General features: G+C 45.3%; 17 protein-coding genes. 2 read left to right on the plus strand and 15 right to left on the minus strand.

The window, feature by feature from the left end; all coding sequences use genetic code 11:
* Positions 1-21: 21 nt before the first annotated feature.
* Positions 22-993 carry a phosphate acetyltransferase gene (gene pta, locus bslm_RS18525; RefSeq protein ID WP_003235941.1) on the minus strand — a complete coding sequence of 324 codons (972 nt, stop codon included), beginning with the start codon at positions 991-993 and terminating at the stop codon, positions 22-24.
* 269 nt (positions 994-1,262) lie between these two features.
* Here pta and hemQ point away from each other — a divergent pair, with 269 nt between their 5' ends.
* Positions 1,263-2,027, plus strand: coding sequence for a hydrogen peroxide-dependent heme synthase (gene hemQ, locus bslm_RS18530; RefSeq protein ID WP_003242896.1), 765 nt, complete (start codon positions 1,263-1,265; stop codon positions 2,025-2,027).
* A 132-nt stretch (positions 2,028-2,159) separates the two neighbouring features.
* Complete coding sequence (gene bacG / locus bslm_RS18535) at positions 2,160-2,939, plus strand: NADPH-dependent reductase BacG (RefSeq protein WP_042975433.1); 780 nt, start codon at positions 2,160-2,162, stop codon at positions 2,937-2,939.
* 14 nt (positions 2,940-2,953) lie between these two features.
* Here bacG and bacF read toward each other — a convergent pair whose 3' ends face one another.
* The 14 genes from bacF to rfbD form a co-directional block, all read right to left on the minus strand.
* Positions 2,954-4,153, minus strand: a complete 1,200-nt coding sequence (bacF, locus tag bslm_RS18540) for a transaminase BacF (protein ID WP_014481235.1) — start codon at positions 4,151-4,153, stop codon at positions 2,954-2,956.
* A complete protein-coding gene (gene bacE / locus bslm_RS18545; protein WP_014481236.1) occupies positions 4,154-5,338 on the minus strand; it encodes a bacilysin exporter BacE in 1,185 nt (394 codons plus the stop codon).
* Positions 5,335-6,753 (minus strand): alanine--anticapsin ligase, encoded by a 1,419-nt coding sequence (gene bacD / locus bslm_RS18550; RefSeq protein ID WP_003242921.1) that lies wholly within the window; start codon positions 6,751-6,753, stop codon positions 5,335-5,337. Before bacD ends, bacE begins: the two co-directional genes overlap by 4 nt.
* 18 nt (positions 6,754-6,771) lie before the next feature.
* Positions 6,772-7,533 carry a dihydroanticapsin 7-dehydrogenase gene (bacC, locus tag bslm_RS18555; RefSeq protein ID WP_046381517.1) on the minus strand — a complete coding sequence of 254 codons (762 nt, stop codon included), beginning with the start codon at positions 7,531-7,533 and terminating at the stop codon, positions 6,772-6,774.
* A 2-nt stretch (positions 7,534-7,535) separates the two neighbouring features.
* Positions 7,536-8,243: a 3-((4R)-4-hydroxycyclohexa-1,5-dien-1-yl)-2-oxopropanoate isomerase gene (gene bacB / locus bslm_RS18560; RefSeq protein ID WP_003244300.1), complete on the minus strand. Its 708-nt coding sequence runs from the start codon at positions 8,241-8,243 to the stop codon at positions 7,536-7,538.
* A complete protein-coding gene (gene bacA / locus bslm_RS18565; protein WP_009968341.1) occupies positions 8,233-8,847 on the minus strand; it encodes a prephenate decarboxylase in 615 nt (204 codons plus the stop codon). The genes bacB and bacA overlap by 11 nt, the downstream gene beginning before the upstream one ends.
* A 151-nt stretch (positions 8,848-8,998) precedes the next feature.
* Positions 8,999-10,237, minus strand: coding sequence for an MFS transporter (locus bslm_RS18570; RefSeq protein ID WP_046381406.1), 1,239 nt, complete (start codon positions 10,235-10,237; stop codon positions 8,999-9,001).
* A gap of 209 nt (positions 10,238-10,446) precedes the next feature.
* Positions 10,447-11,859, minus strand: coding sequence for an amino acid permease (locus bslm_RS18575; protein ID WP_046381407.1), 1,413 nt, complete (start codon positions 11,857-11,859; stop codon positions 10,447-10,449).
* On the minus strand, positions 11,859-13,559 hold the full coding sequence (locus bslm_RS18580) for a M20 family metallopeptidase (protein WP_046160966.1): 1,701 nt from the start codon (positions 13,557-13,559) through the stop codon (positions 11,859-11,861). The genes bslm_RS18575 and bslm_RS18580 overlap by 1 nt, the downstream gene beginning before the upstream one ends.
* A gap of 73 nt (positions 13,560-13,632) precedes the next feature.
* On the minus strand, positions 13,633-15,180 hold the full coding sequence (gene pruA, locus bslm_RS18585; RefSeq protein WP_014478322.1) for an L-glutamate gamma-semialdehyde dehydrogenase: 1,548 nt from the start codon (positions 15,178-15,180) through the stop codon (positions 13,633-13,635).
* Positions 15,181-15,406: 226 nt separating this feature from the next.
* The gene (rocG, locus tag bslm_RS18590; protein ID WP_014665807.1) at positions 15,407-16,681 is read right to left on the minus strand and encodes a glutamate dehydrogenase; all 1,275 of its coding nucleotides are present in this window, start codon (positions 16,679-16,681) and stop codon (positions 15,407-15,409) included.
* A gap of 175 nt (positions 16,682-16,856) precedes the next feature.
* Positions 16,857-17,321, minus strand: coding sequence for a biofilm surface layer hydrophobin BslB (gene bslB / locus bslm_RS18595; RefSeq protein WP_003227472.1), 465 nt, complete (start codon positions 17,319-17,321; stop codon positions 16,857-16,859).
* A gap of 323 nt (positions 17,322-17,644) precedes the next feature.
* A complete protein-coding gene (locus tag bslm_RS18600; protein WP_014481242.1) occupies positions 17,645-18,100 on the minus strand; it encodes a dTDP-4-dehydrorhamnose 3,5-epimerase family protein in 456 nt (151 codons plus the stop codon).
* A complete protein-coding gene (gene rfbD / locus bslm_RS18605) occupies positions 18,093-18,944 on the minus strand; it encodes a dTDP-4-dehydrorhamnose reductase (RefSeq protein ID WP_046381408.1) in 852 nt (283 codons plus the stop codon). The genes bslm_RS18600 and rfbD overlap by 8 nt, the downstream gene beginning before the upstream one ends.
* Position 18,945 lies beyond the last annotated feature (1 nt).

Raw genomic sequence — 18,945 nt, forward strand, 5'->3', positions numbered from 1 at the left:
CTGCCATCGTCTTCATTTTTATTACAGTGCTTGCGCCGCTGTAATTAATGCGAGATTGTAAACATCTTCAGCGTTACATCCTCTTGAAAGGTCGTTTACAGGCATATTTAAACCTTGCAGGATTGGTCCTACCGCTTCAAAGTTGCCCAAACGCTGAGCGATTTTATAGCCGATGTTTCCTGCTTCAAGGCTTGGGAATACGAATACGTTAGCGTCCCCTTTGATCTCGGAATCCGGCGCTTTTTTCTCAGCTACAGATGGAACAAATGCAGCATCAAATTGGAATTCGCCGTCAAGTGTCAGTTCAGGCGCTTTTTCTTTCGCGATTTTCACTGCATCCGCTACTTTTTCTGTTTCATCAGATTTTGCTGAGCCTTTTGTAGAGAAGCTGAGCATTGCCACGCGAGGCTCAATGTCGAACATTTTTGCCGTATTGGCACTTTCGATCGCAATCTCGGCAAGATCTTGGCTGTCAGGCGCAATGTTGATCGCGCAATCTGCGAATACGTATTGCTCTTCTCCGCGAGCCATGATGAACACGCCTGAAGTCTTTTTCACGCCTTCTTTTGTTTTGATGATTTGAAGAGCCGGGCGGACAGTGTCAGCTGTCGAGTGAGCAGCTCCGCTTACGAGTCCGTCTGCAAGGCCTTTGTACACCAGCATTGTACCGAAGTAGTTCTCGTCTAATAACGCTTTGCGAGCCTGTTCTTCTGTCGCTTTGCCTTTGCGGCGTTCTACGAATGCTTGTACAAGGTCTTCCATGCCTTCATATGTATGAGGATCATAAATCTTAACGCCGTCCAGCGTAAGGTTCAATTCTTTTGCTTTTGCTTGGATCTCATTTTCATTGCCGATCACAATCGGATTCAGCACTTTGTTTCCTGCAAGCTTGCTGACCGCTTCTAAAATACGCTCGTCTAAGCCTTCAGGAAATACAATTTTAACGTCTTTTCCAGCTACTTTTTCTTGCACTGTTGAAAATAAATCTGCCACAATAAAACCTCCTCAAAAAGTTACAAAAACGCTTTCTTTTACTAGCATACTCTTCTTCCAATCAAATTCAAACAGCCAACTTCCATTATAGCGCTTTCATAAAAAAATCTTATTTTTCTAACTAATTTAAGTGACTCAATCTTCCCTTATAGTTTCTTCTATTTTGATGGAGTTATACGGAAGGGATGTTCAAGGTTTCTCCACAGTAGAATCGGATAAACTATGGTATAGTGAAGGCAATCATGAAAAGATAATGGGAGTGAAGATAAATGAGTGAACAGCAAATGACGAATGAAGCTGCAAAAACGCTTGACGGCTGGTATGCGCTTCATGATTTCCGCACAATGGATTGGGCTTCCTGGAAGCTTCTGTCCAGTGATGAGCGCCAATCTATCATACATGAATTCACTGGGTTGCTTGAAAAATGGGGCGTAGCCCAAAAAGAAGGAAAAGGATCGCAAACTCTTTACAGCATCGTCGGCCAAAAAGCTGATTTTATGCTGATGATCCTTCGTCCTACAATGGAAGAATTAAATCAAATTGAGCTTGAATTCAACAAATCAAGACTTGCTGAGTTCACCATTCCGGCATACTCCTACGTATCAGTGGTAGAGCTGAGCAACTACTTGGCAAGCGGTGATGGCGATCCTTATGAAAATCCCCATGTGCGTGCGCGCCTTTACCCTGAACTGCCGGAATCAAAATATGTATGCTTCTATCCAATGGATAAAAGAAGATCCGGCAACGACAACTGGTATATGCTTTCAATGGAGGAACGCAGAAACTTGATGAGAAGCCACGGTTTAATCGGCCGCAGCTATGCGGGCAAAGTCAAACAGATCATCACCGGCTCTGTCGGCTTTGACGATTACGAGTGGGGCGTTACATTATTCAGCGATGATGTCCTTCAATTCAAGAAGCTAGTGTACGAAATGCGTTTTGACGAAGTCAGCGCTCGCTATGGCGAATTTGGTTCATTCTTTGTCGGCAATCACCTTTCGCTTGATACACTTCCTCAATTCCTATATGTATAATATCCCCTCCCGCCCTATCCGGCGGGAGTTTTTCAATCCTCCTTTATCAGAATTTAAATAAAATTTGCTATTTTCTTCGTTTTTTCTTACGATGTAGATAATAATCCAATTTTTTCAAAGGGGTGCAGTTATTTGTCAAAACGAACCGCATTTGTTATGGGAGCCAGTCAAGGGATTGGGAAAGCAATCGCTCTGAAATTAGCAGACCAGCACTTTTCCCTCGTCATTAATTCGCGAAGTTTGGATAATATTGAATCTGTCAAAGAAGACATTTTGGCCAAGCATCCTGAGGCGAGCGTCATTGTCCTTGCGGGCGATATGTCTGACCAGCATACGAGAGCGGCCATTTTTCAGGAAATCGAATCTCAATGCGGACGGCTTGATGTTCTGATTAATAATATCCCGGGCGGCGCGCCTGATACATTTGATAACTGCAATATAGACGATATGACGGCCACGTTCACTCAAAAGACCGTTGCCTATATTGACGCTATCAAGCGTGCTTCCTCACTGATGAAACAAAACGAGTTTGGCAGAATCATCAACATTGTCGGAAATCTGTGGAAAGAACCCGGCGCCAACATGTTCACAAACAGTATGATGAATGCCGCTTTAATAAACGCCAGTAAAAATATTTCCATCCAGCTTGCTCCTCACAACATTACTGTCAACTGTCTGAATCCTGGTTTTATCGCTACAGACCGTTATCATCAATTTGTGGAAAATGTGATGAAAAAGAACAGCATATCCAAACAGAAAGCAGAGGAACAGATTGCTTCCGGGATTCCGATGAAACGGGTCGGATCAGCCGAAGAAACCGCAGCGCTCGCCGCGTTTCTTGCCTCTGAGGAAGCCTCCTACATCACGGGACAGCAAATTTCCGCTGATGGCGGCAGCATGAAAAGCATATAAAAACATCCCGCTTTTTAGCGGGATGTTTCTTGTAATGACCCGAACGGCAGGTTCAGCTTTTGAATCCGCGTGACAAATTCCCGCAGATCCTCCTGCTTCGACACCATTGAGATTCTGACATGCCTTTTTCCGTTGCTTCCAAAAATTTCGCCCGGTGTGACTACGACATGGGCATGCTCCAGCAAGTAATCGGAAAATTGGTGAGATGTCTCAAACGTATTCGGAATTTCAGCCCATACGTAAAAGGTTCCTTTTGGCTTTTCCATCTTCCAGCCCAGTTCCTTTTCACAAAGCGCCGTAAAAAAGTCAATTCGTTCCTTATAAATTCGTTTCAACGATTCCGTATGCTCCGGATCTCCAGAAAGCGCCGCACTCGCTGCCTGCTGCAGCCCGCCGAACATGCCGACAAATACATGATCCTGAAATTCATTGACGGCCTGAATGATCCTTTCGTTCCCAACCGCAAACGCCATTCTCCAGCCGGCCATGTTAAATGTTTTTGAAAATGAATAAAGCTCTGCTCCGACAATTTTGGCATCCTCTGCCTCAAGAAAACTGGCCGGTTTTTGATCGAATTCAAACGCTCCGTATGCAAAATCATGAATCAAATGGATGTTATGCTCTTTCGCAAAAGCAGCAGCTCTTGCATAAAAAGCCGCATCAGCCACAGCTCCAGTGGGGTTGTTCGGGTAGTTTAAAAACATAAGCTTCGCTTTTTCCAGCACGGCTGGATCAATCTTTTCAAAATCCGGCAGATAGCCATTTTCTTCATACAGCGGCATTTCGTAAAGCTCAGCTCGCGCCATCGTAATCCCTGATAAATATTCAGGGTAGCCCGGATTCGGGACTAAAGCGATGTCTCCCGGATTGAGCAGGCATTGTGTCAGCACATACAAACCGGCTTTCCCGCCTCCGAAAAGCGCGACCTCCGTTTCAGGATTGATTGTCACGCCGTATTCTCTTTTATAGAAAGCAGCGATTGCTTCCTTCAAAAAAGGATAACCTCTGAATGGGCCGTATCCATGAAACGAAGGATTCAGAGACGCCTCCCGCAAAGCCTCGACAATATGCGGCGGAGTGGGAAGGTCAGGGTTCCCCTGTCCGAGATTAATGATATGGGCTCCCGTTTTTTCCATTTCCTTTACCTTTTGAAAAACGAGAGAAAACTCCTGCCTTGGAAGTGTCTTGATGACATCGGACGGTGTTATTTCCATCTAAAAGACTCCTTTTTGCTCCGTTTTGTTATCCCGTTCCAAAAACGATTTGTTGACGAGCTTCGTATGCAAAAACAAACCGCATACGATCACGACAATCAGCCCCATAATGACCGGAGCGCTTAGGATGTTAATGAACATTGAACCAATAGAAATGCATAATCCGATAGACGCTTCGGCCACTGAAAAAATGCGCCCTTGAATCTGGTTTGCCGCATTTTCCTGAACCTTCACTTTTGCAAGCACTTCCCCGTATTCCATCGCGATGAAAAAGAGGATCGCCGCGATGACAGAAACAGCGAATATCGGTGTGAATAAAAACAGCGCCAGCGAGACAATGGATAAAACGGTAAAGTACGTCAGGCCTCTATTGTTGTTAAAGCCCCATTTGCTGACAAGCGCCGCTCCGATAAAGCCGCCGAAGCCGATGCAGAACGTGAGAATAAAGTTGCCGATTTCCCCGTCACCCAGAAAGCGGCTGACAATCGGAAAATAGCTGTACACAACTCCCCACAGCAAAGCCATCGTAATCATCGTAAACATGGCGTTTAATACGAATGCATTGGTTTTGATTTCCTTGAGCCCTTCCTTAAAAGACTGAAAGGCCTCTTTTATGTTTTCAGATTGAATCGGCACAAATTGCAGCTTGATACGGCTGATAAAAAATGCCGAAACCAGGTATGTCACACCGTTAAAGGCAACAGCCAGCTCTACAGATCCGCCTAACAGAAAGAGCCCTCCGGCAGCCGCCCCGACGATAATGGAAATGGTTGTCGCTTTTGCAAATAACGTGTTGATGCTTTTAATATCTGATTCCAAGGACGACATGACAGCGAGACGGGCGGGATTAAAAAACACGCCGCTTCCATAAGAAATAAACAGCAGGGCCAGAAAAATCAGCGGATACTCGCCTTTTGGAAGAAATGTGAGCCCCAAAAAGATGATGCCTCTGATGATATCCGTCCACAGCATGATCTTAATTCTGTCTAACCGGTCGACCAGAACCCCCAAAAACGGCTGAAACACCATCGGAATGCTTCTGACCACGATGACCCCGGACGTCACCCAATAATCGTGATAATATGTAGACAAAATGAGCAGGGCAGGGAGAACACAATAGTCTCCCATGAACGATAGCGCCTGCCCGTAAAGCAAGTATTTAGAGTTGGGTTTCAGCTGTTTCATACTGGCAGCACATACTTTGCCGTCAGCTTCGCATGCTGCTGAATTTGTCTGATTGATTCAGCCACATCCTGTGAATTACTGCCTTTCAGTTCAAATGCAGCAATGGAATTGAAAGCTTCAAACAATGTCAAATCAACTGAAGTGCCTGGTGCTGCGGCCGAAAAAGAAACGATTTCAGTATCCCCTTTTAAAAGCCCGTCCGGAATATCGATCGCTTCAATGACCAAATCCTCAGCAGTTTCTGGAATCTGGCCATTTTGTTTGAAATGCTGTGGGTACAAATGGCAGTCGGCAACATAATAAGGCTCTTGATCCAATAATCCGTCCGGCAGATCGGCGTCTTTTCCGAAACAAAGGACATCTAATAATAATTGCGCCATATCAAGGCCGAAAACCTTTTTAATGTTAGGAATCATATTCCAGCCGGCAAATCTGGCCGCTGATTCTATTAAACCCGGTTCTCTGTTTTTCATTAGCTTGATCTCTGTATGTGTTGCGCAATTTTGCAGGCCAAGCCCTTCATTTGCCTTTTTGGCAGCTTCGACAATTTTCTTTTTTGCCTCTTCATCCAGAATGGACGGCGTAATGTGGGATGTCTCTGTAAACCCGATTTGCGGCGTTTTATCATGAATGGCGATCGGGAAATACTCACCGTCAGCCATGATGCCTTCTATACTGATATAGTCGGAGTACCCTTCTGTTTGATACCAGTCTCCGTACTCACCCTGTAAAAATTCTTCAGCGATAAACGGCGCTTCAAACGTAACCGCCTTTGGCACGTTAATTGATTTCAGATAGTCATTGACTCTGTTAAATTCATCTTCTGCCGTCTCAGTGTCCGTAATCAGCGTTACACCGATTGAACTCGCTAAGTATGTAGGCTTTAAGATAAGAGGTGTGCCGATCTCTTCAAGAGCAGCACGGAAATCTTCAAGAGTTGTGACTCGTTTGTTTTTGATCGATTTGACTCCGGCCTTATTAAAAGCGTCCCTCATTTTATTTTTATCTCTGGCATTTTCGGCTGCCTGCACGCCGGCACCTCTCAGGCCCAGACGTTCACAGGCTTTCGCCATCGGAGCAATGAATAATTCATTGTTTGTTGTGATGGCATCCGCCCCAAACATTTCGGCAACCTTGACGATTTGCTCGACGACCTCTTCCTCAGGCTTGTTATGATCCTCATGCGCCCAATAAATGGAATCAGGATGCTCAAAATCAGCTAAACTCTTAAAATAGTCTTTATCTTTTATGACCGCGACCGAGTATTTTTCAATCAATGCTGCATGGGAGGCTGTAATTGCAAAAGGTCTTGGAATAAAGCTGACCAGGTTATATTTTTCAGCAGCGCTTTTATAAAACATGTGCGGCGGGCAGCCTCCAAGATCAGCGATGACCAATACTGTTTTTCTCTCCATATGTAAAACACTCCTTCTCTATTGTGCGGTGTATCCTCCGTCTGCGGTGATGGCGCTTCCGGTCATATAGCTTGATAAATCCGAGGCTAAAAACAGCATCACGTTTGCGATTTCTTCAGGTTTCCCAAGCCTCAGCAGCGGATTTACCTTCGCCTTTTCTTTTTTGATCTCTTCAAGTGTGCCTTCATTATTTTCAAGGAATGATTTTTCATTCAGCGGTGTGTCGATGATCCCTGGGCATACGCAGTTCACGCGAATTTGATGCTTCGCATAATCAACAGCCATTGATTTAGTCAGCTGCAAAACCCCGCCTTTGCTGGCGTTATAGGCAGGAATATCAGGCCATGCCACGAGTCCGCCGACAGAGCACGTATTAATGATGTTGCCCTTGCCGGCGGCCAGCATATGCTTGAGTGCATGTTTGCTCATTAAAAACGTGCCGGTCAAATTGACTTGCAGCACCTTGTTCCAATCGCTGAGCTCCATCTCGTGAATAGGCGCCACGATTTCGATGCCTGCATTATTAATCAAGACATCGAGCCCGCCAAATGTATGAACCGCCGATTCAACTGCGTGCTGGCAGGCATCTTCGTCTGTGATGTCCGTTTGCACAAAGTGCAGCCTGTCATTATTTTCTTTTCGTACCATTGCTTCTCCCTGCGCTTCGTCAATATCCGCCACAACCACATTGGCCTGCTGGCCCAAAAAAGCCTGAACCGCAGCATAACCAATGCCTGATGCGCCTCCTGTTATGAGGACGGTTTTATCGGTGAGGTTCATGATCATTCATCCGCCTTCATTTTTTTTGCTTTTGCTCTGTTGTAGCGCGGCGGGAAGAAGATATTAATCGATTTTGATTCTTTTTCCGAACGGTTGATGGCACCGTGATCTTCACGAGGCTCACAGAAATAGGCTGTGCCGAATTTCATCTCGACTGTGCAGCCTTCGACCGTCATGTCATAGCCGCCGCCGATGCAGATGCCGATTTGTTCATTCCGATGTTTATGGAAAGGCATTTCTCCGCCATTTCCAGGGATTTTGGCAAGCATAATTTCTACCCAATCCTCAACAAAGAACGTGACTTCCATGCCCGGCAACAGGTCTCTTGTTTTGAAAATATCCAAAAAGTAGTCCTCAGGACTTGTATATGTTTCATCAGCTTTCAGCCGCTTGATATCAATAGCAATCACTTCTTGGTCTGTGTCGTTTCTTGCCCCGTGAGGCACATGCGGCGGCGCGATATAGGCAGATTCCAAGGCTGTCATTTTTCTTGTCACATCTCCGACAGTCATCATCAGCTCGCCAGAAACGACCATGCCGATTTGGACCTCCTTATGCTGATGGGGTTCAACATTGGTATGCGGCGGGACGTAAGACATTAATACTTCAGTATCCCCTCGTACGGTTGAATACTGCCTCACTCCGTTTTCCCATTCAATTAATTTCGGTGTCGGGAAATAAAGCTCCTGCATATCTTCTTTAGTTTTCATCATCAACGTCTCCTTTTCCAAATAATGACCAGCTCATTGGAATGCTTTTGAATGTTTTTACAAAGGTTAGCCCGTACTTTTGCCGTGCAAGCTCATTGGTTAAGGCAATGTCATACAAACCTTCTTTTACTTTTCTTGCGGCTTGACTGGTTGAATTGACTAGTTTGAAACGAACATCTTTGCGGGTAAAATATTTTATTAAATTAATAGGTGAAGGATGTGAAACAATAACAGATGTATCAAGCATATCGTCCCTGAATTCAAAATCAGGACGAACAGCCAGGCCGTACATCGGTGTATCGCACCTGAAGATCTGCAATAGCTGCAAATCCGGCCTCATGTAGAAATGCTTAATGCCATCGTAAGCATGTGGGACGATGGTATATTCCAGCGGGCTTTGGAGCGTCCTTTCGATGCATGATTCAAAAGTATCATGCAAGGACAATTTACTGTTCAGCCCTTGTAGAAGAGTAAAATTGGAAATGAAATGCTTTGCTGCGTACTCACTGCTTGTCCCCTCAGGGCCGAGCGTGTTGACTGTAATGAGTTTGGATAGTGAATCAGTTCTTTTTTTTGTCTGAATGCTATTATCCAATATAATCATGAGCACCAACCAATCTTTTAAAATTTTAAGTAAATTTTATCCAGCGGAAATTGAACTGTCAATGTTTTTTGAAAATATTGATAATTATTCCCATACAAACAAAAAAACCCTTTAAAAAGGGTTTTTAATTATAGGAATTTAGAAACTTTGTTTATTGAGATAAGGATTGATCGGCCTTCTGCTCAAGTTTGCCGTACTTTTTATATGCGAATATACTGAGCACAAATCCGAGGACTGTGATGGCTGCGCAAATCAATCCGACAGCTGCATAGCCGTATGCCACATAGACGGGTCCCATTAAAGCAGAACCTAATGTCACGGCCAGATTCGAGGCGAGGCTGTAAAACACCATGACTTTTCCGCGATGACGCTCTGAGCAGTCACTCAAAATGGTGCTGAGCAGCGTCACCGTCAAACTTTGCATTAATCCCCAAATAAATAGGCTGGCGATTAACAGAAACATAGACGCCGGCGCATATGGTAAACACGCCAGCAGAACACTGATGACCCCCAGCGCAATCAAAAGGGAGCGCATTTTTCCGATGCGGTCGGCTATCTTTCCTGTAATCACACTCATGGAAAACCCGATTCCGTAAATCATGATAAATAAGCCCGCAGCCGTGTTTCCTCCGGTAAAAACGTCCTGAAGATAGGTGCCTAGAAAGGAATACATACCGTAAAAACCAATCATATTACAAAAGGTTATCGTGATATAAACAGGTACACGAGGGACTTTCAGCGCATCCCGGAATGTTCCTGCCGGCTCTTCTATTTCTTCCTTGCCGCTGTTTTTATGTTGGGCATGGCGGCGCATTTCAAGGAGAATCAGCAGGACAACTAAAACGCCCATCAAGGCGAAAATCCAAAACGTCCATCTCCAATGCAGGACGCCGCCGATAAATGATCCGAGCGGCACTCCGAAAATCAGCGCCAGCGACCAGCTTGAAACGATCAGTCCCATCACCTTGCCCCGGTATGTATAAGGGACACGATCACCGACAACTGCGTAAGCGGTCGGAACAAACGCTCCCGCAGCCAATCCCGAAAGCGCCCGGCCTAAAAAGAAGAAAAAAATATTTTGAGCTAAAGCGCATATCACCGTTCCTATGATAAAAATCATAAGCCCGGCCAATAAGCTCAGTTCTCTGGAGTATTTATCGCCTAATGGAACCAAAAGCGGCGCACCGATAAAAATCATAACGCCGTAAATACTGATAGATAACGCAAGGACGCTGACATCTGAGTTGAAGGCTTTTGCTAAATCCGGCAGCAGCGGTGAGATCACAAGCTCTTCAGATCCGGCTGCAAATACCCCCATCGTTAAAGCCAGTGCCAACAATAACGGAAAATGATGTTTTGTTTTGATGTCATTGTTTTGATTGCTGTTCATTCTTTCTCAAACACCTCTTCCATAATCTTCTTATCATAAAGTTGTATTATAGTTTAGCATTGTTTTTTCACTATTTACAATTCGAACGAAATATTTATAAGTTTTATTATTTTCATTTAAATCCCATTATATATTTCTATATTTCATTCTAAAAACACATGAGGATGTAATGCGTAAAAAAAGCTCTCCGGCCTCCCGGAGAGCTTTTTCTATTGCGCCTCTGTCTGCTTTTTTTCAATCGGTTCATGATTTATACGCTTTTTGATGCTCAGATGATAGTATGCATAGCAGAAAATAATGATCGGCACACCGCAGTACAAGCCGATTCTTTGATCCGGAATGAAAATAAGGCTGATCAACACGCAGCCATATAAACAAAATCCGAGAATCGGGACTAGCGGATAAAACGGCGTTCTGAACTCTAGATCATTCACATTTCCGCCTTCAGCAAGGAAACGTCTGCGAAAGAAAAATTGCGACGCACAAATGGACATCCACGCGACAACTGTCACCATGCCCGAGATTGAGATACACCATAAATACACTGTTTCTGCGGCCATGACACTCGTCAGCAGCGAACAGCCTGAAATGCCTAGCGTAATCAGCAGGGCATTCATCGGCACGCCTTTTTTTGTCAGTCTGGTGAGAAAGGATGGACCCATTTGATTTGATGAAAGTGACCACATCATACGCGACGCCGCATACAATCCCGAATTAGCAACAGATAAAATGGCCGTTAAGATGACAAAGTTCATGATATCTGCCGAAAATGGGATGCCGATTTGATCGAGTACCGCTACAAATGGGCTTTCAATCACCCCCGCCGTTTTGTACGGAAGGATGGCAACCAAGACGAACATAGCGAGCACAAAGAAAAACAGCGTGCGCCAAATGACATTTCGAATGGACTTTGGCAGTGTTTTTTCCGGGCTTTCACTTTCCCCTGCGGCAATGCCGACAAGCTCCGTTCCCTGAAAGGAGAAGTTCACCATGACCAGCGTAAACATAACGGCCAGCACCCCATTAGGGAAAAGTCCCCTATCAGTCATAAAGTTAGACAAAAAGGGTGTCTCCTGTCCGCCTTTAAAGTCAATCAAGCCAAACACAGCGGATCCGCCAATCACAATAAATAATATGATCGCCGCCACTTTGATGCTTGAAAACCAAAATTCCATTTCTGCAAAGCTTCTGACAGAGAGCGCATTAATCAAAAAGATGACGATGCCGAACACGAGGCACCATATCCAGATCGGAACGGAGGGCAGCCACCTTTGCATCAAAATGCCTGCTGACGTCAGCTCTAACCCCACTGTATTCGCCCAGCTGAACCAATACAGCCAGCCAATCATAAAGCCTGTCGACGGTCCCAGAAATTTAGTGGCGTAGGCCTGAAACGATCCGGCCACCGGCATGGCAACAGCCAATTCTCCTAAACAAAGCATGACGAGATACATTAAAAATCCGCCGATGATATACGCGGCAATGGCGCCGAGCGGTCCCGCCTGGCTAATGGTAAAGCCAGAGCCTAGAAACAGCCCAGTGCCAATCACCCCTCCCAAAGCAATCATAAACAAATGCCTGCTTTTCATGCTGCGCTGCAATTCATTTTTATGATTCTGCATCATCCTTCCCCCTTTGGTTCTTTTGCCGTGATGGTCATCCGGTAGCTTTGCAAAAGATGAACGGTGGTTTGCTGTATGAGGAGAGGCAATACATGAAATGTGTACGGTTTATAGACTCGTTCTGTCCATTTATGGCCGTCTTTTCCGTACACGCCCATATTAATGGATGGAATATTCAGCTTGCGTATGTCTTTGAACGGAATGGTCCCAATCATATTCCACCCAGGGAAGTTCCTGATAAAAGAATCAATTTCGCCATCGGTTTCGTGCAGTGATAAAAAACTGCCATCTGCCAAGTAGGGGAAAAACTTTTTGAAGACAAATGTTTCGCCTGTCGATTCAGCGGTTTTGTCAGCCGCTTCTTTTATCACATGCTGCAAAAGCTGATCTCTTGCGCTATCTTCTTTCAAATAGTTATGCGGCAGGTAAGGAGGTGCGTAAAATAGAATGACTTTTGCGCCTTGATCGGGGTCAAGCTTTTGAAGCTCTTCGATTGCCTGAAAGCATCTCATGCGAAGTTCAAGGTGCTCGTTGGCTTTGAATGTCTGCTCGATACACTGCTCGGGATCTATCCCCCGGTTTCTCAGCTTTTCTAAGTATTGCTCCAGGCTATACACTTGAATGTCCCATGATAAATGTTTCTTTGGCAGGTTGGCTCTTTTTGCATATTCTTCATAATAATCTGATAATTTTTGTTCTGTCTCTCGGCATGCTTCCTCAGTGACTTCAATAAGCAAATCCATCATTTCTTTTGCTGTTCTTTCATAAATAAAACAATTGAAGTACAAGCTGGTGCTGACAGCCGTTTGCACATTATAGGATTCCTTGTTATCACGCTGATACAAACAGGATGGGGGCAGAACCAACTCCCCTTCAACCTTTTCTGCCAGATGGATGTTATTGTGGAGACGGCTTGTGATTTCAGATGAAATGAAATTTGGGTCAATTCCTGCCAGTGTATCGCCAACATGGACTTCACGCCCGTAAATGTAAAAGCAAGGCAGCAGTTTTCCCGCGGCTCCGGTATAGATATATCTTGTCTGATCACCATCGTAAAGCGGGGTAATAAAATCCGTATTAATAGCGGCCAAATAGTGAAGCTGTTTTTCTTTTTTTAGCCGGTTCAGCTCTGAAATGCTGGCGAGAATGCCCGAATGCTGGCTCTCCTCATCGGGATTGGCCATAAACAATACATTTCCCGGCAACGTCTCAAGGTTCTCCGAAAAATGCAGGAGATTGGCTAAATGCACGGCGATGCCGCTTTGCATATCGACAGATCCTCTTCCGAACATCCACTCGCCTGATTTGGCATCCCGCTGAACATCCTGATCGAACTCATAGCGGCTGAAATACTCGGCCAATTTCTCACAATCAAAAGCGATATCCTTTAAAGGGCCGAAATCTTCGATTCCAACTGTATCCAGATGGGCATGGTAAATGACTGTATTACGGCTTTCTCCATGTCCTTTAATAAACGCAAAAATATTTTTGCGATTGTATGGGTCATTGGGAATGGCCTGTTCCCACACATGACTGGGGTTTTCCTGAAAATAAGGATAGCTCGTGATCACTTCTTTGATGAAATCTGCTTTTGTCCCTTCTCCAACGGTGCCGTTCACGCTGCTGAGGCTGACCAGAGATGCTGTCAGCGCCTCCACTCTTTCAGCCGGATTCATGTGACTGATTTTTGTATACTGCATAAATTGTCCTCCTGATCAAAAAGTTGAAATCGTGCGATCCGCTAAAGAATCGCACGATTTTATTTCTCTCAAATCAAAAAGCTTCGGACGTTGTTTTGGCTTGCATATGAAGAATTAAGTAATCGGGACCGCCTGCTTTTGAGTCTGTTCCTGACATATTAAAACCGCCGAACGGCTGATAGCCGACAATTGCTCCGGTACATCCTCTGTTAAAATATAGGTTTCCGACATGGAAATCCTCGCGCGCCCGTTCAATGTGCGCACGGTTTTTCGTCAGAAGCGCACCTGTTAATCCGTATTCCGTGTTATTGGCAATCTCCAGCATATGATCGAAATCACGCGCTTTGCAAATCGCAACAACCGGGCCGAAAATTTCTTCCTGCATCAAGCGGGCGTTTTCATCAACATCTGCAAAGATCGTCGGCTGAATAAAGTAGCCTTTTGAATCATCGCCTTCTCCGCCGGCCAATAGCTTGCCTTCAGATTTGCCGATTTCAATGTATTTCATCACTTTGTTGTAGGATGCTTCATGAATCACGGGACCCATATACGTATCAGGATCTTCTGGATTGCCGACAGTCAGCGTTTTGGTCAGCGCCACAGCTTTTTCCACCACTTCATCATACACATCCTGATGAATGACCGCGCGGGAGCCCGCAGAACACTTCTGTCCTGAATATCCAAATGCTGAATACACGATAGAGGATGCAGCAAGGTCAAGATCAGCGTCCTTGTCGACAAGCACTGTGTCTTTTCCGCCCATTTCTGCAATTACCCGTTTGAGCCATTTTTGGCCCGGCTGCACTTTGGCGGCTCGCTCATAAATCCGGCAGCCGACTGCACGGGAACCTGTAAATGAGACAAACCGTGTCTTCGGATGCTCAACTAAGAAATCACCGATCTCCGCTCCATCTCCCGGAATGTAATTCAGAACGCCGTTTGGCAGACCCGCTTCCTCCATGACCTCGACAAATTTTGCTGCCACTACCGGGGCTGCGTCAGCCGGTTTTAAGAGAATCGTATTTCCTGTCACAATCGCTGCCGCCGCTGTTCCCGCCATAATCGCGAGCGGGAAGTTAAATGGAGAAATGACGATGCCGACGCCAAGCGCTTCGTAATGATATTGATTGAACTCGCCAGCACGGCTCTTCACCGGAGCCCCTTCCTTGAGCTTTAACATTTGGCGCGCGTAGAACTCTAAAAAGTCTATCGCTTCAGCCGTGTCCGCATCTGCTTCCTTCCACGGTTTTCCTGCTTCCTTCACAAGATAGCTTGAAAATTCATGCTTTCTTCTGCGCAAAATAGCCGCTGCCTTAAAGAGAATATTTGCGCGGTGCTCCGGTCTTTGTTTTTTCCAGGAATCAAATGCCTGCAATGCGGCTTGCATCGCTTTTTCAGCAAGCTCTTGATCCGCTGTAGACGCGTACCCAATGATCTCTTCTTTATTTGCCGGGTTAATAGAAATGATTTTGCGGTCCGTTTCAATTTTTTCTCCATTTATGACAAGCGGATAATGCTTGCCGAGCTGAGTGTTTACAAAGGCCAATGACTCCCCAAATGCAGTTTTATTCTTTGCTTCCGTAAAATCGGTAAATGGTTCGTGCGCGTATGTGACTGTCATATGTAGTCCCCCTCGTGTTATGAAATATATCTTCGCATATGAATAAAAATGCAAGAATCATGCCATTTTCTTGTCTTTTGCTGAAAAAACTTGTTGAATCGAACAGAAATTTGTCTAACAGGTGATCACCTTTCTCTTTTTCCGATCTTGAACGCAAATTTATTTTGCGATTTTTGCTCTTTAGGCAAAAAACAAATGCAAAATTATTTTGCGGAGGCTTCTCAAATTACACCCATCCGCGGAATCGCGATGCTTCTGCCGATTTTCTGATGCCCGTCATGTAAGCCGCCAAGCGCATATCCACTTTATGCGTTGCCGCTGTCTGATAAATCGTTTCGAACGAACTGACCATGACGCTTCTCAATTTTTCTGCAACCTCTTCTTCCGACCAATAATATCCTTGGTTATTCTGCACCCATTCAAAATAAGAAACCGTGACGCCGCCGGCACTCGCCAGGATATCCGGCACAAGCAGCACGCCTCTTTCATTCAGGATCTTAGTGGCATCAATGGTTGTCGGTCCATTCGCTGCTTCGACGACGATTGACGCCTGAATGTTATGTGCGTTTTTGGCTGTGATTTGATTGGAGATCGCGGCAGGCACTAAAATATCGCATTCCTTTTCAAGCAGCTCCTCATTTGTGATGACGTCAGTAAATAAGTTGGTGACCATGCCGAAGCTGTCACGTTTATCGAGCAAATAAGGGATATCAAGGCCGTCCGGGTTGTAGAGCCCGCCATGGGCATCAGAAATCCCGATCACCTTCGCGCCCGCGTCGTGCATGAATTTGGCGAGAAAGCTACCCGCGTTTCCAAAGCCCTGTATGATGATGCGTGCGTTTTGAAGCTTGATCCCTTTTTTCTTCACCGCCTCTTCAATACAAATCGTGACGCCCTGTGCCGTCGCCGTTTCCCGTCCTTGCGATCCGCCTAAAACGAGCGGCTTGCCTGTAATAAAGCCCGGAGAATCGAATTCTCGCAGCCGGCTGTACTCATCCATCATCCACGCCATAATCTGCGAATTGGTGTATACATCTGGAGCTGGAATATCCTTTGTCGGACCGACGATCTGGCTGATAGCACGGACATACCCCCTGCTCAGCCTTTCCAGTTCTCCAAATGACATTGTCCGCGGATCACAAATGATACCGCCCTTCCCGCCGCCGTAGGGAAGATTGGCAATCCCGCATTTGAGCGTCATCCAAATGGATAATGCCTTTACTTCCTCTTCATTGACTTCTGGATGGAAGCGAACGCCCCCCTTTGTCGGACCGACAGCATCATTGTGCTGTGACCGGTAGCCTGTGAACACTTTGACGCTCCCATTGTCCATTTTGACCGGAATGCGGACAGTGAGCATTCTCTGCGGCTCTTTCATGAGTTCATACATATCGCCCGGATAACCCAGCTTCCGAATGGCTTCCTTAATGATCGTTTGGGTAGACAGAAATAAGTTAAGAGCTTCTTTTTCTTCATCTTTTGAGACTTGCTTTGCTGACATCTTTTTCACCTCATTGTTTTTTTGGCCGGCTGTAATGTAAGCGCTTTAAAAAATCAGCCCGCCAATTCCTTTCTTCATTGGATTCACCATATGATCATGCAAGATCCGTACCAGCTTTTGAATCCACAAAAAAAGAGACTGAAAACATCTCAGTCTCTGACTACAAATCTATCGATTAACGGGGATCAATCACCAGCTGCGTTTCAGCATAAAAACTGCCGATTCCCAAACCGTTTACTACATCGCCTTTAATCGTGTAAGTGCCTGCGCGAGGAAGAGTTTTACGCACCATGACGAGGTCAAATTCGGATGCGCCTAACAAATCAAGCGTAAGCGGGAGTCTGACTGTTTTTCCATCGTTTAAAATCTGTGTTTCTTTCAGTGTTCTTCCATTTACTGAATCTCTTGTCGTAGCATGAAACCCGTCAGGAAATTGAAATTCTACCGCTCCGAGAGAAAGCACCGCATTTGGTTTATATGTCACTTCAATATCAGAAGTGGTCCACTCTTTCGTGCTGTTAATTGTTTTTGCCTCGATTGATGCAGACTGTGCATGAGCTTGGCCCGAAGGAAGTAAGATTGATAGTAAAACAGCTGAACTGATGAATAATGAAGATACGAATGAAGTTCTTTTTAGCACGACATTTCCCCCTAATTGATTGTTGAAATTTGGCCAGAGCGTCCTCTGCAGAAAAAGCGCTTTTTCATAATTCGCGAATTACCAGTTCTTTTTCTTAAAAATTAATCTATCATCATTTTCCATGGAAGTAAATGTTTTTTAAGGAATATTAACGCTTGGAATTAAATGAGAATTCCTTCCTGTTTATACAAGGTTCAAATGGACGATTTCCCTCTCTTTTTCTAGTAACATCTGCCTGACATTTTATATCTTTTATCCTATTTTAAAAAAGGGCAAAAAAAGTCGAAGATGCCTCTGCTCTTCGATTGATCACGTTCCTATTTTTATCTGAATTCAGTGTTCCAGTTAAAACCGATCGTCTCATCATTCCACGGAATTCTTTTTTCATCAGGCTGATCCGGGTTATACGACATGGTGGTAAAGTAGATAATTGTCAGCGGCGTCTCTCCCAGCACTCTATATCCGTGAGCCACCCCTTTTGGGATTAATAACAGCATCGGGTTGTCTTCGCCCATATAATAGACGTCCGTTTCTCCTTTTGTCTTTGAATCCTCTCGAAGATCGTATAGGACAACCTGAGCGTGGCCGGTTGGGAAGAACCAGAGATCATCCTGCTTCTCATGATAATGAAATGCCTTAATCACACCCGGATAGCTTTTCGACCAAGAGGCCTGCCCAAAATGCTCAAGGAGGTTCTCATCGTCCCGGACCAGCTCAGCAAAAAAGCCTCTGTCATCGCTATGCTTCATCAATTTTTTCACCTTGACTCCATCAATCACACGCACTGCTCCTTTCCTGCAAATACTCATGTAACGCTTCCCGCCAGTGGCGGGGGCGGATGCCGGCTTCTTCAATGGCCCGATGGCTCAGCACAGAGTATGCCGGACGGGGCGTTTTGTTCCCGTATTCCTCTGTCGTTACAGGCAAAATGGCTGTTTCCAGCCCGCTTTCTTCCATAATTGCCGTCGCAAACTCATACCAGCTGCATATGCCTGAATTGCTGACATGATAGATGCCCGGCGGATGGCTGAACAGTTTGATGACCGCTTCTGCTAAATCCTTCGTATAAGTCGGCGAACCAATTTGATCGCTGACAACCCGAAGCTCTTGTTTCGTTTCAGCAAGCTTCAGCATGGTTTCAACGAAATTACTGCCGCCATGTCCGTACACCCACGATGTTCTGATGATCGTGCTGTCTTTTGTCGTTAATCGTATCAGTTCTTCTCCGAGCCTTTTGCTTTTGCCATAAATGGTTTTCGGATCGAGGGGATCGTCTTCCCTATATGGCTGGGTTCCTTTCCCATCGAATACATAGTCCGTGCTGATATGAACATATTGAGCTCCGATGCGGGTTGACTCAAGCGCTGTATAATAAGCGCCGATTCCGTTAATCAAGTACGCTTTATCAAGCTCTTTCTCGCATTGATCAACAGACGTAAACGCGGCGCTATTGACCACGATATCCGGCTGATAATGGCCAAACGAATGCCGTACTGAGCGCTGGTCAGCAATGTTCATCATCTTCTTTGTTAACGCAATGACCTCATATCCGGCTTGCTTCAGCTGGCGGCATAGTTCCAAGCCAAGCTGTCCTCCCGCCCCAGTCACCAATACCTTTGTCAAT

It is taken from the genome of Bacillus sp. LM 4-2 (assembly GCF_000978495.1).
Classification (GTDB): domain Bacteria; phylum Bacillota; class Bacilli; order Bacillales; family Bacillaceae; genus Bacillus; species Bacillus subtilis.